Raw genomic sequence first — 22,750 nt, 5'->3', positions numbered from 1 at the left:
CGCCTGCCGCGGGGGTTTTTCTATGTCAGCGGTCCGGCGAGTTCACCAGGCTGAGGATCAGTTGGTGGACGGCGCCGCCTTCCGTCAGTTCGACCTCATCGAACTGACGCGACTGGTGCACCCGCTCGTCGGAGAACTCCTTCAGCCGCGCCTGCAGTTTTTGACGCACCTTCTGGCATTTCGGATCGTCCGCCGCCGTCAGGCCGTGGCTGAACGCCTCGATGCCGCGAACCATATCGACGATCTGGTCACCATGTACCCGCTCATGTGTCTCCACCCCCGCAACGAACCGCTGCCATCTCTCCGCCACCACTGGCAGCAGGCCGGATGGCGCTTCGGGCAGCGTATAGGTGATGATTAGCTTCGGCTTCGCCACCGCCAGCACGCAGGAGCCGTCGGGCTGCGGGCGGTAGTCGCGCGTCCAGGTAAGCTTGAAGCTAGTATGGGCGATGGCCTGTACGCCGGCGGCGGGTCCACGTTCTCCGATAGAACGGTAAAGATCGATGCCCGTCGCGCCCCGGATCGCATAAGTCTTTACCTGCTCCACCGGCTGCCAAGGCTCGGCCGGAGGAAGGGGCGCAGCGGGGAAGGCTGACGATGATTGGGCTGGAAGAGATTGCGCAATGGCTGCGTTCGGGTTGATGCCAATGGCCAGCATGGCGGCCACGGCCGAAGCATATTTCGTGGGGAGGTTAAGACGCGACATGAGGCGAACCCTAGGCGAGAGCCGTCCCGAGGGGAAGAGAGGGGAGCGTCTAGCTCACAGCACGGCTGAGATCGGGACGAGCGGGCCGCTGTGCGACAAACGACCAAATCCTGTTCGCGGCTCGGCACTCACATCTCGTCAAGCTTGCCCACGAGCCGCTGCAGTTGCGGTGTTGCAGTCAGGCTCTCATCCAATGCCAGCTTCAATTGGCTCCGATCATCAACCTTGAACAGATACCAGTCGATCAAAGCCGCGGCGATATCGGCAGCCGAGTCGGCTGAAGAATCAACCCCGTTCTCTTGGCACCAAGCCTCGAGGAATCGTTGCAAGAGCTCTAGGTCATCAGGTGCGAGTGGTACGGGTGAAGGGGTTCCGTTCTGCTGCAGCATGCGTCGCAATCCATACCGTTAGCCCCCGGCGAGTGCCGGTGGGTATTGTCGCCAACAGGAAGACCTAAGTTGAAGGTAGGTATGGCTTAGAAAGCTTGTGCAGAGCTTGCTAATATAGCAGCGTCCGCCAGCGCTTAGGTGCGGGAGGCCGGTTACTCAGGCAGGCGGCTGATGGCGGCAGTCCGCCGGGTAGGGTCCCTGAACCGGCCATGGAACCGGTGGGTCAGCCGACAAACCAGGAGAGGGCGCCACCAATGACGACGAATGCGAGCACAAGAGCCACAAAGCGGCCCGTTCCGGACTGCGAGTCAACGTTGAAGGCCTTCTCCCAGAGCCCGTTGCTGCGATGATCTTCCGTCATGGTCTGCTCTCCTTGCGAGGTGAGCCATGAAGCTTCCCATTAGCGCTGTCAAGGCTTGGATGGGTCCGGGAGATTATTGCGTCGGTCTGTGGACGCGCGGGAGAACTCACGCAGGTGTTTTGCGACCGCGCTTCTTTGGTGCGGGTTCCGGCTGGGCCTGGGCCAGTCGCAACGCCTTCAATTTCTCTGTTTTGCTTTCTCTCGCAGCAGTTTCCGCAGCGAGAATATCGCGCACGACGGAATTGGTCTGTTCGGCTTTCGCCTGCGCCGAGAGCTTGGCGGGTTTGAAGAACTCTTCTGTGGTGGCTGTCATGGCATGCTCCTATATCTGCCGAGGGCGGACGCGGTCACCTGGACCGCGCCGTTCGGGTGCTAGCGGCCTCGACCGACGACCTTTTTCTTGGGTGCCGGAAGCAATCCCTCGCGTTGGGCTTTCTTGCGAGCGAGCTTGCGTGCCCTCCGCACTCCCTCCGCCTTCTCACGTGCCCGCTTCTCAGACGGCTTTTCATAGGCGCTACGCGCCCGCATCTCGCGGAAGAGACCTTCCCGCTGCATCTTCTTCTTCAGGACCCGAAGGGCCTGATCGACGTTGTTGTCTCTGACGAGTACCTGCAAAAATAACTCCTTTCCGGCCAATGGCCGTCATTTCCTGAGCCGAAACTTGCCCGGCTCGACCTCTATACTCGATCCATGGGGCAACAGGTCGTTCTGCTCCACGGTCGTTCAATCACATGCCCTCGAACACAAAGCATGTGACGATCCACCCAAGGGGAAAAACAAAAGGCCGGGACTGCTCCCGACCTTCCACATCATCGCCTCAAGCGTGCCAGTACATCCGTGGTCACGCGGGGCAATGAAATTCCTTAGGCGGCCTGCAGGTTGTCTGCAGAACTCTTGCCCGAACGCTTGTCCTGGACAATGTCGTAGCTGATCTTCTGACCTTCGGTCAGGCCACGCATGCCGGCGCGCTCAACGGCGGAGACATGGACGAAAACGTCCTGGCTGCCATTATCGGGCTGGATGAAGCCAAAGCCCTTGGTGCTGTTGAACCACTTGACGGTACCTGTATTCATGACGATTTCCTTCAATCGTTGGTGGGCCCGGTCGTATTTGACCGATCTAAAATCGACGTTGAGAGGAAATCTGAAACAGCCGTGGCTGAGGACAAAAGTCGCTAGCAAAGTTCGATGATGTAAACATAACGCTTTAATGAGCCCAAACAAGGGCTGGAACGAAATAAATACAGAAGCTGCTTTTCAAGAAGGGTTCCGGCCCCAGGCAGGGCCGGCGATTCTACATCAGGATGTCTTACTCTGCCGCTTCGGCGTATTCGCTCATCGGCGGGCAGGTACAGACGAGGTTGCGGTCGCCATAGACATTGTCGATCCGGTTGACAGGAGACCAGTATTTGTCGACCCGGAAGGACCCGGGCGGGAAGCAGGCCTGCTCGCGGCTATAAGGCCGGTTCCATTCGCCGACCAGGTCTTCCACGGTGTGCGGGGCGTTCTTCAGAGGGTTGTTCTCCTTGTCCGCCTTGCCGTCCTCGATGGCACGGGCTTCCTCGCGGATCGCCAGCATCGCATCGCAGAAGCGATCGATCTCTGCCTTGGTCTCCGACTCAGTCGGCTCGATCATCAGCGTGCCGGCAACCGGCCAGCTCATGGTTGGTGCATGGAAGCCGCAGTCGATCAGGCGTTTGGCAATATCGTCGACGGTGACTCCCGCCGAGGCATTCAGTGGACGCGTGTCGATGATGCACTCATGGGCAACGCGGCCGTTGGCCGACTTGTAGAGTACGTCATAGGCCCCCTTCAGCCGGGCGGCGATGTAGTTGGCGTTTAGGATCGCCACCTTGGTCGCCTGGGTCAGGCCTTCGCCGCCCATCATGAGGCAGTAGGACCAGGAGATCGGAAGAATCGAGGGTGAGCCGAATGGCGCTGCCGAAACGGCACCCTGTCCACCGTGCCACTGCGGATGACCCGGCAGGTAAGGGGCGAGATGCGCCTTGACGCCGATGGGTCCCATGCCGGGACCGCCCCCGCCATGTGGAATGCAGAAGGTCTTGTGCAGGTTAAGGTGCGAGACGTCCGAACCGATGTCGCCAGGGCGGGACAACCCGACCATGGCGTTCATGTTCGCGCCGTCGAGATAGACCTGGCCACCGTGGCGGTGAGTGATCTCGCAGATCTCCTTGACCGTCTCCTCGAATACTCCGTGCGTCGACGGATAGGTGATCATGCAGCAGGAGAGACTTGCCGCGTGCTCTTCCGCCTTGGCGCGGAAGTCCTCCAGGTCGACGTCACCGTTCTCCTTGGCCTTGACGGGCACGACCTTCATTCCAGCCATCTGCGCCGAAGCCGGGTTTGTGCCGTGAGCGGAGGTCGGGATCAGGCACACATCACGATGCGTGTCGCCGTTGGCGATATGGTAGTTGCGGATGGTGAGGAGGCCGGCATATTCGCCCTGGGCACCCGAGTTCGGCTGCATGGAGAAGGCGTCATAGCCGGTGATCTGGCAAAGCTTTGACGACAGGTCGTCGATCATCTCCTTGTAGCCCAGCGCCTGGTCTGCCGGCACGAAGGGGTGGATGTCGGAGAATTCCGGCCAGGTGATCGGCAGCATTTCCGCCGTCGCATTGAGCTTCATCGTGCAGGAGCCGAGCGGGATCATTGCCCGGTCAAGAGCGAGGTCCCGGTCCGACAGGCGGCGGATGTAGCGCGTCATCTCGCTTTCCGCGCGGTTCATGTGGAAGATCGGATGCGTCATATAGGCGGATTTGCGCAGCAGATCCTGCGGCAGGCGATACGTCGGCTCGAAGTCGGAGACCCTGAAATTGCCGCCGAAGGCGCGCCAGACGGCTTCTAGCGTTACAGGCCTTGTGCGCTCGTCGAGCGACATGCCGATCCTCGTCTCGCCGACCTTGCGCAGGTTGACCCCTTCCGCCACGGCCGCCCTCAGGATGAGGCCCTGCATGTGGCCGACTTCGACAGTAATCGTGTCGAAGAAGGTCTCGGGTTCAACCTTGTAGCCGAGCTTCTCGAGGCCCTTAGCCATCAGTACGGCCTTCCTGTGGACCTGCTGGGCGATCGCCTTCAATCCGTCCGGGCCATGGAAGACGCCGTACATGGAGGCCATGACGGCGAGCAGGACCTGCGCGGTGCAGATGTTCGAGGTCGCCTTTTCGCGACGGATATGCTGCTCGCGGGTCTGCAGCGACAGGCGGTAAGCGCGGTTGCCGCGAGCATCCACTGAGACGCCGACGAGGCGGCCGGGCATGGCGCGCTTGTGGGTATCCTTCACTGCCATGTAGGCGGCGTGCGGGCCTCCGTAGCCGACCGGAACGCCAAAGCGCTGCGACGAACCGATGGCGATGTCCGCACCCATCTCGCCGGGAGACTTCAGGAGCGTCAGGGCCAAAAGGTCGGCGGCGACGGCCGCGACCGCGCCCGTCTGGTGGAGCCGCGCAATCAGGCCGGAGAAATCACGGACATGGCCGTGGGTGCCGGGATACTGGAAGATCGCGCCGAAGACGTCGACCGGATCGAGGTCCGTCATCGGATCACCGACGATGACAGTCCAGCCGAGCGGTGCTGCACGCGTCTCGATCAGTGCGATTGTCTGCGGGTGGCATTCCCTGTCCACGAAGAAGGCGGTCGCCTTGGACTTCGCCTGGCGCTGGCAGAGCGCCATGGCTTCGGCAGCTGCCGTGGCTTCGTCAAGCAGGGAGGCGTTGGCGACGTCGAGCCCGGTGAGGTCCGAGATCATCGTCTGGAAGTTCAGGAGCGCCTCGAGCCGGCCTTGGGAGATTTCCGGCTGGTATGGCGTATAGGCCGTGTACCAGGCGGGGTTTTCAAGAATGTTGCGCTGAATGACCGGCGGCGTGATGGTGCCGTAGTAGCCCTGGCCGATCAGGGAGGTGAGGACCTGGTTCCGGTTGGCCGTCTCGCGCAGCCTGTCGAGCGCTTCCCGCTCAGTCAGCGCCGCGCCCCATGACAGTGGCTCTTTCTGGCGTATAGAGGCGGGGACGGTGGCATCGATCAGCTTGTCGAGCGTCGGGTAACCCACAACCTTCAGCATCTCGGCCATTTCCGAGGGCGAGGGCCCGATATGGCGGCGGTTCGCGAAGTCGTAGGGCTGGTAGTCGGTGAAATGGAAATCCGTGCTGTCGGTCATCCGATCAGGTCCTTGTAGGCGGATTCGTCAAGCAGAGCATCGGCATCAGACGGGTTCTTTAGCTTCAGCTTGAAGAACCAGGCTGCTCCCTGCGGATCGGAATTGACCAGCGAAGGATCATCGACGATCGCCTGGTTTACCTCGGTCACCTCGCCATCGAGCGGTGCATAGACGTCTGATGCCGCCTTGACCGATTCGACCGTGGCGGCATTGCCGTCCTTGGTCAGTTCAGCACCGACTTCTGGCAGTTCGACGAAAACGAGATCGCCCAGTTGCTCCGCAGCATGGGTGGTAATGCCGACGGTGGCGACATCGCCCTCAAGCTTCAGCCATTCATGTTCAGGGGTGAATTTCAGCATGGTTCTCTCCGGAGGTTTTTTCAGCGTTTATAGGTCGGCTTGATAAAGGGAAGCGCGGTGACGGTCAGCGGCAGGTACTTGCCACGGACCTCGGCAAAGACGGGGGTGCCGGGTTCGGAAAGCGAGGCCGGAACGTAACCCATTGCCACAGGTCCTTCGACGGAGGGACCGAATGTTCCGGAGGTAACCTCCCCGACCGGCGACTCAGGCGAATCTTCCGCATAGAGGATGGCATGGGATCGAACCGGCGCCTTGCCCTCCGGCTTCAGTCCGACCCGGCGACGAGCAGGCCCTTGCGTCAGGTCTTCCTCGATGCGCGCTGCGCCGGGGTAGCCGCCGGCGCGCTCGCCACCGGGGCGCCGGACCTTCTGGATCGCCCATTCCAGCGAAGCCTCGACCGGCGAGGTGGTGGTGTCGATGTCGTTGCCGTATAGGCAAAGCCCGGCTTCGAGCCGTAGCGAGTCGCGGGCGCCAAGACCTATCGGTTCGCAACCCGGATGCGCCAACAGCGCCTTTGCAAGCTCCTCTGCCTTGTCCGCCGGAACGGAGATCTCGTAGCCGTCCTCGCCGGAATAGCCGGAGCGGGAGATGATACAGTCGGCGCCGAGGATGGAGGCGTCCTGCACGTCCATGAATTTTATTTCGCTTGCGCCGGGCCACAGGTTGGCAAGAACCTCCTCGGCCTTCGGGCCTTGAAGGGCAAGCAGCGCCCGGTCGCCGAGCAGCGTTACGTCGCAGCCGGCAATGTTGGCCTTCATGTGGGCGACGTCCTGATCCTTGCAGGCGGCGTTGACGACGACGAAGAGGTGATCGGCGCGATTTGCGATCATCAGGTCATCCAGGATGCCGCCGTTGTCGCCCGTGAAGAAGCCATAGCGCTGGCGTCCGGGTTTCAGCCCCAGAATGTCGACCGGAACGAGTCTTTCGAGAGCCAGCGCAGCGTCCTCGAGCTTTCCGGAGGTTGCTTTGACCACGACCTGGCCCATGTGGGAGACGTCGAACAGACCTGCTGCGGCGCGGGTATGCAGGTGTTCCTTCATCACGCCGAGAGGGTATTGCACCGGCATATCGTATCCGGCGAAGGGCACCATCTTGGCGCCAAGCGACAGATGCAGTGCATGCAGCGGGGTTTGCTTGAGGACAGGGGCCTGATCCAAGAATGCCTCCAGGTGCGTCATGGACGCGTAAGCTCATTTGACGGCGCGGTCGCGCCCGGTTCATGAGCCCCCTCTGTCCTTGCGCCTGAGATTGTTATCCCTTCGGCGTGCACCGCCTTATCGGCGGCGCCTCTCTCCAGAGTCCTGCTAGGCCGTGCGCTGGTCCTTTTGCCTGAGAGTTTCCGGGGCGGTTGCTCCTTCGGCACCGCAATGAAGCGGCTTCTCCCAACGTACGTGCCGCCCATTATCCGGGAGGCAGGGCGCTTGGCAAGGGCTATCCCGAACTGTCGGGAAGAATCTTCGCTGGCGGAGCGGATGTTGATGCGGCGCAAAGAAGCAACTGCAGGGATTTGCTCTTTGTCTATCGGTAAGATAATCGGCATCAGGCCACGAATGAGCGAAGCGATGGTTTTCCGGAGCCCCAGATCGATGAACATGTTGCGCATCCTCTGCGCCATGGTGTTCATGTCGCTTGGATTCAGCCACCAGCCGGTCCAGGTTGCCTGGCCTGCCGATGCGTTCAGCGAAGCCTACCGACTGCCCGACGGCAGCTTTGCCGATATCTGCGCTGATCACGGCGAGCCAGGAACGCATGGCTCGCACCGGGAAGAGGGCACTCGCCCCTATTGCGAGGCCTGCCTTCTGGCAGCCTCCATCCTCCTGCCGCCGCCGGCCGGAGGGCTGGGCGTGCCTCTGCAGCAAGCCTTTCTCCTCAATCCGCCTAGGATCGAATCTCTTCGGGTCGGATTCACCGCGCTTGCGCGACCGAGTTCGCGTGCTCCACCCGTGATGATCTGAACCAGACGAACATCTCTTCAGATCAACACGTCCGGTCTTGCAGCCATGAGCGCAGCCGGAAGGGGATACAGACCATGACCACCATCAAGACGATGAAGCTGTCGGCTCTCGCCGTTCTCGCCGCTACGGGCACCGCCCAGGCTCATGCCACGTTCACCAGCGCCACCGTTGCCGCAGAAGGTTACGCGCTCATGCAGTTGCAGGTGCCGCACGGCTGCGAAGGCAAGGCGACAAACGAGGTTCGGATCGAATTGCCGGAAGGCTTCGTCTTTGCAAAGCCGCAGCCGAAGCCGGGCTGGGAACTAGAGGTCATCCGGGGCGAATACCAGAAGACCTACGACAACCACGGCACCAAAGTCAGCGCAGGCCCTGCCGAAATCCGTTGGAAGGGGGGCGAACTGCCGGACGAGTACTACGACACCTTCGTTATTCGAGGCAAGATTTCCGGTGTTGCTGCGGGGACGGAACTTGCCTTTCCTGCCACCCAGCTTTGCGGCAGTGACGCAAGCGTTGCCTGGACGGAGGTTGCCGCACCCGGACAAGATGCTCATGACCTCAAGAATCCTGCGCCGGTGGTGATGGTGGTCGAGAAGCAAGGCCAGGAGCATATGTCGGCTCCGGCACCGGCGATGGTAGGCCCGATTTCCGTGGAAGGAGCCTTCACCCGGGCCATGCTACCCAATCAGCCGGTCGGCGGCGGGTTCGTCACGATCCGAAATGCGGGGGGCGCTGACCGCCTCATCTCGGCTACTTCGCCAGCTTCCGAGATCGTCGAACTTCACGAGATGGCGATGGAGGGCGACGTCATGAAGATGCGCAAGCTCGAGAACGGCATAGAGGTGCCGGCTGGCGAGACAGTCGAACTCAAGCCTGGCGGCCTGCACTTGATGTTCATGCAGGTAAAGACGCCCTTCAAGGAAGGTGACAGTGTTCCGGTGACGCTGACCTTCGAGAAGGCCGGCAGCATCGACGTCATCTTCCCGGTCCGTGACGCCGCGCCGAAGGGGCACCAGCACAACTAAAAAACCCGAACGAATTCTGGGTTTGAAGTGCTTCGAAGGCCGCTGTCCTGGAGACGGCGGCTTTTTAGTCTGCTGGCTACGAGGGGAGGATAGGTCGACGTTCGCGGGGTGCCCTGGGAGGCCGAACCGCCCGTGTCACGTCCACGCAGTCCCTCCGAACCCTGCCATTGCCGCATGACGCGAAGGCGGCGTCCGCCAAACAAGAAACCCGCCGGCGGATACCGGCGGGTTGATTGGCAGTGGGAAGAGCAACCTTGGCCGCACTCATTCAAAACGTGGCAGGAGCGATTAACTGAACCGTCCGGCCGCGTGGGCGAGCATCGTGTAGACCTTGCCCGTGTCGGAAGTCAGGTAGCTCTGCGTGACCGTCTTGTCCGGATCAGTCCGGGCGACGTCGGCGAGAAGTTTTTCGAAATCGCCGATATAGCGGTCGACCGCCGTACGGAACTCCGGCTCGCGCTCATATTTGCGCTTGATCTCGTCGAAGGTCTGCTGGCCCTTCAGTGTGTAGAGGCGGCGGGTGAACACGTCGCGCTCGCCACGCTGATAGCGGCGCCAGAGATCGACGGACGCGTCGTGGTCTATGGCTCGGGCGATATCGACCGACAATGAATTCAGCGATTCGACCATGTGGCGCGGATTGCGATTGTCGCCACCGCCGCGAGGTGCCGGCTGCTCGGTCGGCCGTGCGGCGGGTCGGGCAGGGGCTTCCTCCCGCGAAGCGCCGCGCAGCAGATCGGAGATCCAGCCACCTTCCTGTCCCCTGGCAGCAGGTTCCGCGGGCCGCGTGGGCGAAGTGCGATCGAGGTTCAGGCTGCCCCGCAATCCGGCGGGCAGGGTCTCCCCACGGGCCGGAGGAGCCGGCTGTGGCGGAAGGGTTGCCGCTGCCGGCTGAGCGCGGGGCGCTGGAGCGGGCTGAGGTGCAGGGGCACGGACCGGCGCCGGCTGCGATACTTCGAGTGCCTGCGCGGAACGGCCGACCAGTTGCGACAAGTCCTGCAGCGCCTTGATCTGCTCCGACACCGCGCGCCGCATAGCGGCAGCGTTCTCCTTGGCTTCTTCCGGCAGATCAAAGGCTCCACGCCGCAGTTCGACGCGGGTGCTGTCCAGTTCCTCGCGGATCTGCTCGGCAGACCGGCGGATCTCGTCAGTTGCGCCGGAGAAGCGGCCTACAGCCTCGTCCACCGACTTGCGCAGCAGTTCGCGCAGATGGGTGGCGGCGTCGTCCGTGCGGCTGGTCGCGTCTCCCAGCATGCGCTCGACATCTGTAAGCGAGCCCTCCACGCCGCTTCGGATGCGCTCCGAGAGACCGCGGGCACGCTGCTCGGCGTTGGCCATAGTGGCGTCAACCGCCCGGTTGGCTTCTTCGCTTGCGCCAAGGAGCGAGGTTCGCATGGCTTCGGCGGTAACGTCGGCACGCTGCTGGGTCTCACCAAGCGTACGGCCGATATCGGCGAACGCGCCTTGGAGGCTTTCGCGCAGATGCGCCGCTACCTGCGAAGATCTGCCCTCGGCCCGTTCAAATGCGCCTTCCACCAGGGTGGCGAGACTGCGCATCGTCGCTTCGATTTCCTCGGAGCGCTTGACGAGACCCACGGAGAGGCTGCGAAGGGCCGTTTGACGCTCGTCGAGCGTATTGGCAAGGTTGGATTGTGCAGCTCCGAGCAATTCGGACGCCTGGGCGAGCACCTTTGAGTGGTCGTCGAACCGGCCGACAATGCCACCGACCTGGTTGAGCGTCTGGCCGGAAATGTTTGCCAGCCGGTCGATGTTGTTTTCCAGCAGGCGGCTGGAGCCGGAGACCATGTCTGCCGCGTGAGCCGCGGACTCGGAGAAGCGGCTGGCGGTAGATCCGAGCTTCTCGTCGACGCCGGAAAGACGCTCGAGCGCCTGGTCGGCTGCCGAGGTGATGTCGTGCGCAGCACGTTCGACAAGACTGGAGATCCCGGAATTGCTTTCCGCCAGACGTTCGATCAGCGCATTGACGTTGCCCGTAAGGCTTCTCTCGACCGACAGCATGGCACTTGCGGTGTTCTCGGCCCGCTGGGTGAGGGCGGACAAGGCCTCGTTTGTTCGGGCGGCGATGGCATCCACAAGCGCATCGTTCTCGCTGCGTATCCTGCTGCTGCTTTCGCTGGCGGCCGCCACGAGGCGCTCTGTGCTTTCCCGAGCTGCAGATGCAATTTCTGCGGCGGCGGAACGGCTGGCCTCGCTGTACTGTTCGACCACCGGCCTTGCCTCTTCCTCGATGAGACGGGACAGTTCGGTCGTGCGGCTTGCAAGCATCGAGTTGAGATCGCGGGTGCGGCTGTCGAGGGCGGAGCGAATGGCATCGCCGCGAGCGGCCAGTGCCTTGTCCACCGCTTCCATAGCGGACTGCAACTCGGTCGCCGTCTCGGCAAGAACTCCGCGCAATGAGCCGCCGCGTTCCTGAAGCGCCTGCTCAGCCTCCCCGAGTGCTGCCGAGATCGCCGTGACCTGCTTCTTGACCAAGGCATCAGCTTCAGAGACCTTGTTGACGATGGCATTGCCGGCTTCGGAGAAAGCCTGAGCGACTGTTGCCGCCTGGCCGGCGAGGCGGGTTTGCGTTTCCGAAATGCGGTTTACGATCTCGCTCGACTGTTCCTCGATCGAGCGGGTGAACTCGGCATTGCGCTGGGCGAGGCCTTCACTGAACTCGGAGCCGGTGCGGGTGAGCATTTCTGCCGAGCGCATCGCCTCGTCGTCCATTCCAGCTGCAGCGGCGCTGACCGCTTCGCGGAGGCTGGCTGCAAGACCTGCGGCCTTGCCTTCGATCGTGCGGGTGACCGCATCCAAGCCGACGGCCAGTGCTCGGTCCATGGTCGAAAGGCGCTCGTCGAGGCGAGCCGTCCCGCTGTCCATGGTACCTGCGATCCGATCGTGGGCGTCGGTGCTGATGCGCTCCAGCTCGGCGGTGCGTTGAGCAAGCGCGTCGCCGATGTCGCGGCCGGCGCCGTCGACTAGCTCGGTGACACTCGAAAGCTCGCTGCGGATGCGGGTCTCGAGGCCGCCGAAGGTCGCCTCCACCTTGCTGCCCGTTTCACCAAGGGCTGCCTCGACGCTACCGATGGTCTGCTCGATCCGTCCCGAAAGGTTCTCGGCCGAGAGGCTGATCTCCCGTGCTGCCTCGTTCAGGCGTTCCGCAATGACCCCGGTGGTGCTGTTCAGCCGTTGTTCGAGGTCGGTGCCGGCGCCATCGAGTGCCGCGCGAAGGGCGTCCTGCTGGCTTTCCAGGGACATTTCCAACATTCCGGCGCTGGTGGCGATGGTCGTGCCGATCGAGATCACCTGTTCCGACATCAGTTCGGAAATCTTGTCCTCGCTCTGGGTGAGGGCGGCGGAGATCATGTTGCTCCGCTCCTCCAGTGTTGCTCTCAGGCGTTCGTAGCCCGAACCCAGTGTCTGTTCCATCTGTTCGTTGGCGGCAGCAACCGTGTCGCTGAACTGCTGATGTCCGAGACCGAGCGTCGCGGCGATGCGTTCCTGACCCGTGCCAATGACGGATTCGATACGCTCCGCGCCGCCAGATACGCTCTCCTCGAACCGGCGTGCGCCGTCCCCGAGGACATCGCCCACCCTGATAGAGATCTCGCTGATCGACTGTTCGATGCGGTTCTCAGCGTCAGCCGCAAGAGTGTTGAGTGCACCCGCCTTTTCGTCGAGTACGCCGGAGAGCCGGTCTTCGCCCAGCGCAAATGCGGTGCTGAGTTCCATCGTCTTGTCGTCGAGCATCTCGGCGATCCGGTCGCCGTTCGACGCGATGGTAGAGGCGAGTTGTTCAACGCGGCGATCGAGACCTTCTCCAAGCCGTTGTTCGCCTTCCTCCATGTGACGCGCAATCAGGGCGGCCCGCTCATCGAGAATACCGGAGAGGCGTTCCGGAGTCTCGGCGAGGTTGGTCAGAACGCCAGTGATGCGGTCTTCGCCAAGTGCGAATGCCGTGCTGATCTCCATCGTTTTATCGTCAAGGAGATTCCCGAGCCGATCACCATTCTCGGCCAGTGTCTGCGAGAGGGTGGTTACCCGCTCGTCAAGGCTTTCGCCGAGGCGCTGGCTTCCTTCCTCGATATGCCGAGCGATCTGCGCAGCTCGCTCGTCCAGGACGGACGAAAGCCGCTCCGGCGTGTCGGCGACGCTGTCTAGAATGCCGGCAATTCGATCCTCGCCGAGCGCAAAGGCCGTGCTCAGCTCCATCGTCTTGTCATCGAGGAGTTCACCAATCCGCTCGCCATTCTGAGCAAGTGCCTGGGTCAGGTTGGCCACCCGCTGATCAAGGCCCTCGCCGAGGCGTTGGCTTCCATCCTCGATATTCTGCGCGATCTGGGCGGCACGCTCGTCCAGGACCGCCGCAAGCCGCTCCGGTGTATCGGTGACATTGTTGAGAAAGGTGGTAAGCCGGTCCTCGCCGAGTGCGAGAGCGGTGCTGAGCTCCATCGTCTTGTCGTCAAGAAGTTCGCCGATCCGGTCGCCATTCGCGGCAAGCGTCTGCGAGAGGGTGGCTACTCGCTGATCGAGGCCTTCGCTGAGGCGCAGGCTTCCTTCCTCGATATTCCGGGCGATCTGCGCAGCGCGCTCGTCCATGGTCGCGGCCAGACGCTCGGGAGCATCGGCGAGGCCGTCAAGGATGCCGGCAATACGGTCTTCGCCGAGCGCGAAGGCCGTGCTGATATCCATCGTCTTGTCGTCGAGGAGTTCGCCAATCCGATCGCCGCTCGCTGACAGCGTCTGCGCGAGATTGTCCATCCGCTGGTCGAAACCGGAGCCGATCTTTTCCTCGCCCTCCTGAAGATGGCGCGCGATCGTAGCGGCGCGCTCGTCCAGGAGGCTTGCAAGCCTCTGCGGTGCGTCTGCGACGACCGACTCGATTGCCGCCGTTTTTGCGTCGAGAGTCTCCGCAAAGCGGTCCTGGCCGGCCGCAAGCGCGGCAATTACTGATTCCGAACGATCACCCACAGCACGCTCGAACTTGCCTTGCGTTTCGTTCAACGCCTCGATCAGCGCGCTGCTGCGGTCGGAGAGAACTGCCTCGATCGTCTCGCGGCTCGTGCCCATCGCGCCGGTGATTTCGGTCGTGCGTGCAGCGAGAGCCTCGCTGAACTCGCGGCTGCGGTCCTCCAGCATGGAATCGAGGACGTCCTGACCGGTACCAAGCGCTGTCGCCAATGCCAGTGACTGTTCGGTCAGGGTATTGCCGATCTGCGCAATGCTGCTGCTGAGGATGCCTTCGATCGAGTCGGACCCTGTGGCCACCGTCTCGTTGATGCGGGCCAGGCTGTCCATGAGTTTGCTGTCAAGGCTGCCGGCTCGCTGGTCGAAGGCCGTCGTGAGCGCGTCGAGCCCATTGTCGAAGGTCGTGCTGAGCTGGCCGACGGTCGCCTGCAGGCGCTCCTCGAAGAGCCCAGAGCGCAGATCGAGGTCCATGACGGCGTCGTCGGCAGCAGATTTCAGGCTCTGCCTGAACGCGCTGCCCTTGTCATCCAAGGCCTTGTTCAACGACGTGAGGACCGCTTCGAGCGACCCGGTAATAGAGCGTTCGCCTTCCGAGAGCCCATCCGTGATCTCGCGGGTTCGTGCAACGAGCGTCTCATTCAGCTGCCGCGTCCGGTCGGCAAGCGCCGCATTGAGACGTTCCGTGCTGGCATCCAGTGTGGAGGCCCGTGTCTCGAATTCGCCGAGCAGTGCCTGCCCGCGCTGAGCCAGCGTCATTGACAGGTTTTCGAGCCGTTCATCGAACTCGCTGGCGAGCGCAACGCCGGATGAGCCAAGGGTTCGCACCAGTTCGTCGGCCTTCGCGGCGAGTAGCGAGCCCAGCGCTTCGCCGGCCGCATTGGTCTTTTCCGTCAGCGCGGCGGCGCGTGTGTCGATCAGTGATGCGAAAGCCTCGCCCGAAGTCGCCAACCGCACGGCGATCTCCTCGGTCGCCAGCGACAGTTCTTCCTTGAGCTGCTCGTGAGCTCCAACGATCGACGAACGGATGCGTTCGGCATGGTTGACGATGGCGTCGCGCTCCGCGCCGAGCTCGTGGACCAGACCTCGTACGCGCAATTCGTTGTCGGTGTAGCTGCGTTCGAGGGCATTGACCTCCGAATGGACGAGGGTCTCCAGTTCGGTTGCCCGCGCAATCGTTCGCTCGATTCCCTCGTTCATCGCGGACACTTCGCGGCGAACGGCCTGGCCGACTGTCATGATTCGCTCGGATGCCACTGTCTCCGGCTCGGACAGACGCAGCGCGACTTCCGCCATGGAGCGCGCGGCATTGCGCATGTCCTGCGCCCGGGCCATCATCGTGGCAAATGCGAAGAATAGCAGGATGGGAACGATGATGCCCACGAGGATCGCCACGAGGCCGGGCATTGCGACCAGGCCGCCGACGGAACCCGAACTCCAGAGCTGTGCACCGTAGAGAAGTTGCGCCAGTCCGAGACCGCCGATCGCCCAAAGAACGGAGACGATTGTGGCATTGCGCAGGGAACTGCGCATCGTCCCGCCTTCCAGTGTCTTAAGCAGGTTCACGGAACTGCGGCGGCTCGCATCATTGGCCGGCTCGAACACGGGTGCACGAGCCGCAGGCTCCGCCGCCGGCGAACGGGGAGGAGCTGCCGGGTTCTCGCCACGCGCCGGTGAGGGACGCTGCTTGGTTTCAGACACTCTGGCCTCCGAGGCAGAGGATGCAGGTTTTTGGCGTGTCGCCTCCTGATCCTCGATGAAGTCGATCTTCAACGCATCTTCCAGAGCCTGGAACGCCGTTTCATCCATCGACTCGCTGCTGGTCTTCTTCGCCATGCGGTTACGCCTCGCTACATACTCGCCCGGCCATCCCGTCCTGTCTGCCCGCCCTGCAAACGAAGAAGAGACACTGCCTGCCGGAAAGCCTCGCCTTCATGGCGTCGGCGTTTCCCGTTTCACTTTACTCTCGGATAGCCTTGTTCCAAACGGATGATAAGGAAAACTTACCACGCGGCCATCCACGGATGCAGGAGCGGACTCCCGCCTCTCCAACTGTATTGTAGTGGCACATCTGAGGGGTCTTAACAATTCGGCCCCCTGGAAGCGCCAAAAAGCCAAAACGGGTTGTTAACAGGATTTAAACCATAAGACTTTTGGAAAATCCCATAAAACAAGCATCTTAGCGGAAATTAACCATAGGGTGAGATTCAAGGGGCCGCTCGGCCTTTCTTAACGCTATGGCGCCGGTTTGGCGGCAGGATGCTCTCAAATAGCATCTTTAGGATCATCGTTCCCATGGCCGCAACAGCAATTGCATTCGAAGCCCCTGCGACCCAGCGCGCGCTCTCCCCATCCCAGTCCCGCCCGATAGACCTCGTGCATCTCGCTCGACAGACGATGGGAGACAAGACCCTTGAGGTCGAGATCCTGCAGATTTTCGCACGCCAGGCGCGGAAGGCCATGCTGGAGATGAGCAGCGGAGAAAGCTCCGCCATCATTGCTGCCGCTCATCGGCTGAAGGGTGCAGCATCCTCGGTCGGCGCGTTTACCGTCGCCGACCTGGCGATGCGGATCGAGGAAAAGGGAGCTGAGGCGACATCGATGGCAAAGATTGCCACAGCCATCGTCGAAACGGAAAACTTCATTCTCAGGCTTTGCCGATAAACCCAACCCGCCATTGCGACGCCGGGCATGCAAACCTATGTTGACGGCCCGGCGGAACTGCTCGATGAGCAGACCCGTTCATCGAGACTGTTCATACGGATTTCCTAATCATGACGAAACTGACCATCGTCGCCTTCGACGGAACGCGCTTCGATATAGATGCGAGCAACGGATCGACGGTGATGGAGAATGCCGTCCGCAACTCTGTGCCCGGCATCGAAGCCGAATGCGGTGGCGCCTGTGCCTGCGCTACTTGTCACGTCTATGTCGACGATGCATGGGCTGAAGCCGTCGGCGCGCCCTCGGCCATGGAAGAGGATATGCTCGACTTCGCCCACGATGTGCGGCCGACCTCCCGTCTTTCCTGTCAGATCAAGATGACCGATGCGCTCGAAGGGCTGGTTGTCCAGGTGCCTGAGAGGCAAGGCTGACGCGCCGGGGCTAGCTCCTTATTACCCATCGTTCTGCCCCATTCGGTACTTCAGCAGACGCATCATACGGTTGTCGAAGTTCTTTGATTCGATCCGATCGAACCGCATCTGGTCGCGATCATGGGCTTCGAGAACGCGCTTCGTTACCGCGCCGACCTTTTTCTCCAGTTCCGGGCAACTGCTGGCGGAGCGGAGGGCGTGCAGATCCCTTTCAAGGGTTCGCGCATACGTGCGGGCTATCTCCGCATGTCGCTCCTCGTGTCGCTTGATGTCTGCCGACAGCGTGTCCCAGATGAAGCGAAGGTTCTTGTCGGCGGTGCGGCGGTTCTTCCAGCGAGGCAGGATGAGGTTTGTCTTCAACGTGACCTTCACGTTGCCCACTGAACACTCCTTGCCGCGCTCGAGATAGGTGACCTCACCACCAAACTTGATCTCCGTCGCTCCCGGATGGCGATGCCCGGTGGCATTGGTTACCGGCCCACGCCTTTCGAGCTCGCGATCCAGTGCCTCGGCAGTTTTCCCGCCGATCGAGAAATAGCCGTAGGTCTTGCTGATCAGAGGCTCCGCCGAGGCAGTGGAGGAGAGCATGCACATGGCAACCAGACCGCCGGCAACACAACGGAAACAAGGAATCAGCGACATTCTGGAGCCTGCGGACATTGAACTTGAAGGGAGCTTGGGGCATAGCCCTCGGCAGCGCAACACAGAGGCAGAAAAATTTGCGTTACTCCCGCACCGATGACGCCAAGCCGAACATCCCCGTCCCGAAAATCTGGCGGGTCGGCCGTGGTCGTCATCTTGAACTGGCCAACAGCGGCCATATCATGGCCATCATCAACGTCACGCCAGATTCATTTTCGGACGGCGGATTGCACCGCAGTCTCGAGCTTGCGGTCGCCCATGGCCTTGCCTGCGTTCGCGAAGGGGCGGCGATCCTCGATGTCGGCGGCGAATCCACCCGGCCCGGCGGAGCGCCGGTCAGCGCCGCGGAAGAACAGGATCGGGTGCTTCCGGTGATCGAGCGGCTAACGAAAGAAACGGATGCACTGATATCCGTGGACACGTATCGCGCCGAGACGGCCCGCCTGGCGATGGCAGCGGGTGCCCACATCATCAATGATGTCCACGGCCTGCAGCGGGAGCCAGCGATCGCCTCCGTTGCGGCCGCGACAGGCGCCGGGCTCTGCATCATGCATACTGGTCGCGGCCGGGAAGGCGAGATCATCGACGATGTGATCGCCGACCAGCACGCCTTCTTCAAGGTTTCGCTCGCCATCGCCGAGGCGGCCGGCGTGGCGTCCGAGGCCATCGTGCTCGATCCGGGTTTCGGCTTCGCCAAGGATTCCGACCACAATCTCCAGATCGTGGCTCGGTTTGCTGAATTGACCGAGATCGGCTTCCCCTGGCTTGTCGGTGCGTCCCGCAAACGCTTCATAGGCGCGGCCACCGGTCGGGAAATCGCTGCAGACCGTGACATCGGGACGGCTGCGACGACGGCAATCCTGCGGCTCGCCGGCGCCGCGATCTTTCGCGTCCATAATGTTGCCGCCAACCGCGACGCGCTCGGTATCGCGGACGCGCTGATCCGTGTTCACGCAGAGGAGACGCTACAGTGAGTACCTACACGATCACCCTCAAGAATTGCGCCTTCTTCGCTCGTCACGGTGTCCACGCGGAAGAGAACCGTCTGGGGCAGCGGTTTTTCATCGATGCGGAACTGGAGGTGGAAGCGGGCGACGTTCTGACCACCGATCGCGTGGAGGACACTGTTGACTACGGTGTCGCCTTCACCCTCATCGAGGAGATCGTCACGGGCAGCCAGCGACGGCTGATCGAGACGCTCGCCATGGACATTGCCGTGGCGCTCTGCCAGCATTTTCCGCAGATCCGGAGGGCCGCCATAACGGTGCGCAAGCCGAGCGCGCCGATCCAGGGAGTGCTGGATCACGCGGAAGTGCGCGTCGTGCATAGGCGCTGATAAGATCATGACCACAGCGGCGCTTGGCCTTGGGGGAAATATTGGGGATCCGCAAGCTGCGATGGCGGAGGCCCTGCGGGGGCTCGATGCGCGCGACGACTGCGCAGTGTCAGCCGTATCGCGGCTTTACAAGACGCCGCCATGGGGCAAGACGGACCAGGCGCATTTCCTGAACTGTTGCGCTCTGGTGGAGACATCGCTGGGGCCAGAGGCGCTTCTGGATGTCTGCCTGTCGGTGGAACGTAGCATGAAGAGGGAGCGGGTCGAGCGTTGGGGACCGAGGACGATCGACATCGACATCCTCACCTTCGGTAACCGGGAAATGGAAACCGAAAGGCTGGCGCTTCCGCATCCTCGGATGGTGGAGCGTGCTTTCGTACTCGTGCCACTCGCAGAAATCGCGCCCGAGATGGTGGTGTCCGGCCAGAGCCTATCGGAATGGCTTCGCAGGACGGATAGTAGCGGCATCCATCCCGCGAGCGAAAACCAGAACTGGTGGCGCGAGCGCTAGTCGATCGAGCCCACTGCGATCGAATCGAGGTCGCGGTCGAGAGTCAGCCCGATGACCGGGATCATCTGATCTTCCACCTTGACCGAGATCGTGATGTTCATGGTGTTGGGGTCTCGCAGGCTCGCAACCATGGCCCCGTTCAACTGGGCGCGGTTGATTCCGACCACGACCTTGTCGCCGTTCACGGCACCCGAGACGATATCGAGGCCCTTGCCGTCGGCGCCATCCAGGAACTGGCCCTTGTAACCCTTGCCGTTCTGCGTGATCACGGCAGACATGGGCTGCTTAAAGACGCCAACCCGGCACGTGCCGTCAAGCTTGATGCCGGCTTCAGTGCTGGAAACCGATTGTCCCGTCAGGCTGCAGTTGAACTTGGTGCCTTTGTACTTGCCAGCGACGATCTCGCCCGGACCCTTCCAGGTGCCGGCGACGGACTGGAAGAATGCCTTGTCCCGCGGTGCGGCTGACGCATCGGGCGCCATGGCGGAGTCGGCGACGAAGGCGGCAGCGAGGCCGCCGATCACGGAAAAGATGCGCAGATACATGTTGCTTTCCTAGGCGGGTGCCAGCTCGTTTTCGAGTGTTCACCATAGCTTCGGATTGGTTAATGAGTGGTATCCGCGACGTTCCGGAACGACTATCGCGGTGTGTCGCGGGTATCGTCGTCTCGGCCGAATTGCGCCAGATCACCGAAGAAGTCGCCGACTCCCGGGCGCTTCAGCGCGCGAAACGGCAGCGGTCGGCAGAGGTCCATTGCGGCAATGCCGATGCGCGCGGTGAGGAGCCCGTTTATCACCCCTTCGCCTAGACGCTTTGAGAGCCTTGCGGCGACGCCGTGACCCAGCACCTGCTGTGCCAGACCATCGCCCACCGCAATCGAGCCGGTGACCGCCAGGTGCGCCACGACATCACGCAAGAGGCGAAAGAGGCCGAGCGTTCCTGGCCTGCCGCCGTACAACTCCGCCATGGCACGCACCAGCCGCGACACCTCGAAGACGACATAGGCAAGATCAACGACGGCGCGAGGGCTGACGGCGGTCACGATCGAGACCCGCTTGGACGCATTGAGGATGAGCGCCCGCGCGCGCCTGTCGAGCGGCGCGAGTAGTTCGCGTTCAGCGAGTTCGATCATCTGCGGTCCGTCGATGATCTCGTCCTTTGTCGCTTCCAGGACGGCCCGTCCCTTGGCCGTCTCCGCCCGGTGCGAAAGGAGGCGGGCGAGGGTCGCCACTACGGCCCTGGCCGCGCCGGGAAGGGGTGCAGCTGCGGCCTCCTCGGCCTCGACCTTCAGTGTCTGGACTGCCGAAAGCCGCATGAGGCCGTAGATCTCCCGGCCCACGACGACCGCAACCGCGATCAGCCCGATCGCAAGGGCTGACAGTGCCGCGTAACCAAGCCAGTCCGAACGTGCAAAGAGGTTCCGTACGACGCTGTCCGCCCAGAGGCCAAAGGCCAGCGAAAGAAATGTGCCGAACGCGGCAAGTGCGACATTGGCGAAGGAGAACCGTCTGCGTGTCCTCGGTTCTGCGACGGGAACGTCCCGATCCGCAAGTTCGGGCGGCGTCAGGAAGGGATCGTCCTCCTCCGACGTCAGGACGACGTTTTCCTCGAAGCTTCGCGGCGACCTGCGTACGGCAGGGGCGGCACCGTGCCCTTCCTCCTCCTCGATTTGAAAAGCGCCGGGGCGGCGTCCTTTGCGGTTCGATGTCGTCATGCGAGTCGATCCCCCAGGAGAAACTGCAGCGCGCGGTCGAGGCGGATATGCGGCACGGACAGCTTGAGGCCGCCGCTCGTCTCTTCCAGTGCGGGAGGGCGGAAGCGGACGAAGTTGATCTCCGGAAACTCCGGCTGGCCGCCGTCGGCTCCTCTGAAGAGAACGTCCGGGCTGGCGGGCAGATCGCCGGGGAAGACGGCAGTCTTGCGGAGACCGTCGAACACCTCGGATCCGATCGTTTCGCCCGCCATTGGCGTGCCGACGATGACCGGGAGAACGTGTCCCCCCTCGGTGACCGTCGCCTCGCGCGTGGCCCGCACCGACGCAATGGCCATAACCTCGATTCCGGCTCCCGCCATGCCGATTCGCCTAATCGCGCGATCGACCAAGCGAGCGGTAATACGCTCCAGCCGGTCATGGCTCTCGTGATGGAGGTGGTCGGACTTGGTGGCAGCGACAAGCACCTTGTCGATCCGCCGCCCGAGGAGAGACGACAGCAAGCTGTTGGTCCCCGGACGGAAGCAGGCAAGGACATCGCCAAGCGCCCGTTCGAGATCGTGGACCGCCTCCTCGCCGCGGTTGATCGCCTGCAGCGCGTCGATCAGCACGATCTGCCGGTCAAGCCGCGCAAAATGCTCTCTGAAGAAGGGCTTCACGACGACTGATTTGTAGGCCTCATAACGCCGCTCCATCATCGCCCGGAGCGAGCCCTTCGGTGCGCGCTCTTCCGGGACATAGGGCAGCGGTGAGAAGGTGAGGGCAGGTGAACCGTCGAGATCCCCGGGCATCAGGAACCGGCCTGGCGGAAGGGTCGAAAGTGATCGTTCGTCTGATTTGCAGGCCTTCAGGTAGGCAGCGAAGGCTTCGGAGAGACGGCGCGCAGCCATCTCGTCTCCGGGTGCCTCCGCGTCGACGCTTTCCGCCAGGGCGAGCCACTCTCTGGAAAGCTCCGCGCGGACGCCGCTCCGTGCAAGGCTGACCGTGTTGGCGCTGAAAGTTCGATAGTCCTGAGCGAGAAGCGGCAGGTCCAGCAGCCACTCGCCCGGATAGTCGACGATGTCGATGGACAGGCGGCCACGCGAGAACATCCGGCTCCACCCGCTGGCGCTCTGGTAATCCAGGGTGATGCGCAGTTCGGAAATAGCGCGCGTCGAATCCGGCCATACCCTCTCCCTGACAAGTGCCTGTATGTGATCCTCATACTGGAAGCGAGGGATGGCGTCGTCTGGTTGCGGCTCCAGCCGCACGCGCGAGACGCGGCCGGAACGGACGGGCTCGAACAGGGGCAACCGCCCACCATTCAAGAGATTGTGGACCAGGGAAGAGATGAAGACGGTCTTGCCCGCTCGCGAGAGGCCAGTGACGCCGAGCCGGATCGAAGGGTTCACCAGGGAAGAGGCCCTGTCTCCGAGGTTGTCCAGAGCGATTCGTGCGTCGTCAGTGAGGCTGGTCAGCGAAGGCGGCAAAGTCACATCCCCTTGTTTTCGCCTATATAGGCGCCTGATGCCGGGGATGAAAG

Annotated in this window: 21 protein-coding genes and 2 riboswitches; of the genes, 7 read left to right on the top strand and 14 right to left on the bottom strand. The window is 62.5% G+C overall.

Annotated elements, in window-relative coordinates; translation table 11 throughout:
- Positions 1–25 precede the first annotated feature (25 nt).
- The 9 genes from FN060_RS08760 to gcvT form a co-directional block, all read right to left on the bottom strand.
- Complete coding sequence (locus FN060_RS08760; RefSeq protein ID WP_142588451.1) at positions 26–658, bottom strand: DUF922 domain-containing Zn-dependent protease; 633 nt, start codon at positions 656–658, stop codon at positions 26–28.
- Between the two features lie 176 nt (positions 659–834).
- The gene (locus FN060_RS08755) at positions 835–1,095 is read right to left on the bottom strand and encodes a hypothetical protein (protein ID WP_142587709.1); all 261 of its coding nucleotides are present in this window, start codon (positions 1,093–1,095) and stop codon (positions 835–837) included.
- Between the two features lie 223 nt (positions 1,096–1,318).
- A complete protein-coding gene (locus tag FN060_RS08750; protein WP_183949677.1) occupies positions 1,319–1,456 on the bottom strand; it encodes a hypothetical protein in 138 nt (45 codons plus the stop codon).
- Between the two features lie 106 nt (positions 1,457–1,562).
- On the bottom strand, positions 1,563–1,769 hold the full coding sequence (locus FN060_RS08745) for a hypothetical protein (RefSeq protein WP_052638514.1): 207 nt from the start codon (positions 1,767–1,769) through the stop codon (positions 1,563–1,565).
- 59 nt (positions 1,770–1,828) lie between these two features.
- Positions 1,829–2,071, bottom strand: a complete 243-nt coding sequence (gene rpsU / locus FN060_RS08740; protein ID WP_077546881.1) for a 30S ribosomal protein S21 — start codon at positions 2,069–2,071, stop codon at positions 1,829–1,831.
- A gap of 248 nt (positions 2,072–2,319) precedes the next feature.
- Positions 2,320–2,529, bottom strand: a complete 210-nt coding sequence (locus tag FN060_RS08735) for a cold-shock protein (RefSeq protein WP_029618104.1) — start codon at positions 2,527–2,529, stop codon at positions 2,320–2,322.
- A gap of 235 nt (positions 2,530–2,764) precedes the next feature.
- Positions 2,765–5,629, bottom strand: a complete 2,865-nt coding sequence (gcvP, locus tag FN060_RS08730) for an aminomethyl-transferring glycine dehydrogenase (RefSeq protein ID WP_142587708.1) — start codon at positions 5,627–5,629, stop codon at positions 2,765–2,767.
- Positions 5,626–5,988, bottom strand: a complete 363-nt coding sequence (gene gcvH, locus FN060_RS08725) for a glycine cleavage system protein GcvH (RefSeq protein ID WP_077546441.1) — start codon at positions 5,986–5,988, stop codon at positions 5,626–5,628. The genes gcvP and gcvH overlap by 4 nt, the downstream gene beginning before the upstream one ends.
- A 20-nt stretch (positions 5,989–6,008) precedes the next feature.
- Positions 6,009–7,145, bottom strand: coding sequence for a glycine cleavage system aminomethyltransferase GcvT (gene gcvT / locus FN060_RS08720; protein ID WP_425312149.1), 1,137 nt, complete (start codon positions 7,143–7,145; stop codon positions 6,009–6,011).
- A gap of 63 nt (positions 7,146–7,208) precedes the next feature.
- Positions 7,209–7,295, bottom strand: a riboswitch (glycine riboswitch).
- Positions 7,296–7,383: riboswitch (glycine riboswitch) on the bottom strand.
- Between the two features lie 191 nt (positions 7,384–7,574).
- On the opposite strand from gcvT, the gene FN060_RS08715 reads away from it, so the two are divergent.
- Together FN060_RS08715 and FN060_RS08710 are read left to right on the top strand one after the other, a co-directional pair.
- Positions 7,575–7,943 (top strand): hypothetical protein, encoded by a 369-nt coding sequence (locus FN060_RS08715; protein WP_142587706.1) that lies wholly within the window; start codon positions 7,575–7,577, stop codon positions 7,941–7,943.
- 74 nt (positions 7,944–8,017) lie between these two features.
- On the top strand, positions 8,018–8,965 hold the full coding sequence (locus FN060_RS08710; RefSeq protein WP_142587705.1) for a copper chaperone PCu(A)C domain-containing protein: 948 nt from the start codon (positions 8,018–8,020) through the stop codon (positions 8,963–8,965).
- Between the two features lie 288 nt (positions 8,966–9,253).
- Here FN060_RS08710 and FN060_RS08705 read toward each other — a convergent pair whose 3' ends face one another.
- Positions 9,254–15,769: an apolipoprotein A-IV repeat region-like domain-containing protein gene (locus tag FN060_RS08705; protein WP_142587704.1), complete on the bottom strand. Its 6,516-nt coding sequence runs from the start codon at positions 15,767–15,769 to the stop codon at positions 9,254–9,256.
- 459 nt (positions 15,770–16,228) lie between these two features.
- On the opposite strand from FN060_RS08705, the gene FN060_RS08700 reads away from it, so the two are divergent.
- Complete coding sequence (locus tag FN060_RS08700) at positions 16,229–16,597, top strand: Hpt domain-containing protein (RefSeq protein WP_142587703.1); 369 nt, start codon at positions 16,229–16,231, stop codon at positions 16,595–16,597.
- A gap of 110 nt (positions 16,598–16,707) precedes the next feature.
- On the top strand, positions 16,708–17,028 hold the full coding sequence (locus FN060_RS08695) for a 2Fe-2S iron-sulfur cluster-binding protein (RefSeq protein WP_052638503.1): 321 nt from the start codon (positions 16,708–16,710) through the stop codon (positions 17,026–17,028).
- Between the two features lie 21 nt (positions 17,029–17,049).
- On the opposite strand, the gene FN060_RS08690 is transcribed toward FN060_RS08695, so the two are convergent.
- Positions 17,050–17,670, bottom strand: coding sequence for a DUF922 domain-containing Zn-dependent protease (locus tag FN060_RS08690; RefSeq protein WP_142587702.1), 621 nt, complete (start codon positions 17,668–17,670; stop codon positions 17,050–17,052).
- Positions 17,671–17,747: 77 nt separating this feature from the next.
- Between FN060_RS08690 and folP the strand changes: the two genes are divergently transcribed.
- Genes folP through folK form a run of 3 tightly spaced genes read left to right on the top strand, consistent with a single transcriptional unit; the run spans position 17,748 to position 19,517 of the window.
- Positions 17,748–18,644 carry a dihydropteroate synthase gene (gene folP, locus FN060_RS08685; RefSeq protein WP_244665726.1) on the top strand — a complete coding sequence of 299 codons (897 nt, stop codon included), beginning with the start codon at positions 17,748–17,750 and terminating at the stop codon, positions 18,642–18,644.
- Entirely contained in the window at positions 18,641–19,006 is a 366-nt protein-coding gene (folB, locus tag FN060_RS08680; RefSeq protein ID WP_142587701.1) for a dihydroneopterin aldolase, read from the top strand. Before folP ends, folB begins: the two co-directional genes overlap by 4 nt.
- 7 nt (positions 19,007–19,013) lie before the next feature.
- Positions 19,014–19,517: a 2-amino-4-hydroxy-6-hydroxymethyldihydropteridine diphosphokinase gene (gene folK, locus FN060_RS08675; protein ID WP_142587700.1), complete on the top strand. Its 504-nt coding sequence runs from the start codon at positions 19,014–19,016 to the stop codon at positions 19,515–19,517.
- Here the strand turns inward: folK and FN060_RS08670 are convergent.
- The 3 genes from FN060_RS08670 to FN060_RS08660 form a co-directional block, all read right to left on the bottom strand.
- Complete coding sequence (locus FN060_RS08670) at positions 19,514–20,062, bottom strand: hypothetical protein (protein ID WP_052638499.1); 549 nt, start codon at positions 20,060–20,062, stop codon at positions 19,514–19,516. The two genes, folK and FN060_RS08670, sit on opposite strands and share 4 nt — an antisense overlap.
- A 92-nt stretch (positions 20,063–20,154) precedes the next feature.
- Entirely contained in the window at positions 20,155–21,231 is a 1,077-nt protein-coding gene (locus FN060_RS08665) for a YcjF family protein (protein WP_142587699.1), read from the bottom strand.
- Positions 21,228–22,697 carry a YcjX family GTP-binding protein gene (locus FN060_RS08660; protein ID WP_142587698.1) on the bottom strand — a complete coding sequence of 490 codons (1,470 nt, stop codon included), beginning with the start codon at positions 22,695–22,697 and terminating at the stop codon, positions 21,228–21,230. Before FN060_RS08660 ends, FN060_RS08665 begins: the two co-directional genes overlap by 4 nt.
- Positions 22,698–22,750 lie beyond the last annotated feature (53 nt).

Origin of the sequence: Pseudorhizobium halotolerans, from assembly GCF_902153235.2 — a bacterium.
Lineage (GTDB): Bacteria > Pseudomonadota > Alphaproteobacteria > Rhizobiales > Rhizobiaceae > Neorhizobium > Neorhizobium flavum.
This window is presented reverse-complemented; position numbering and strand designations above follow the sequence as displayed.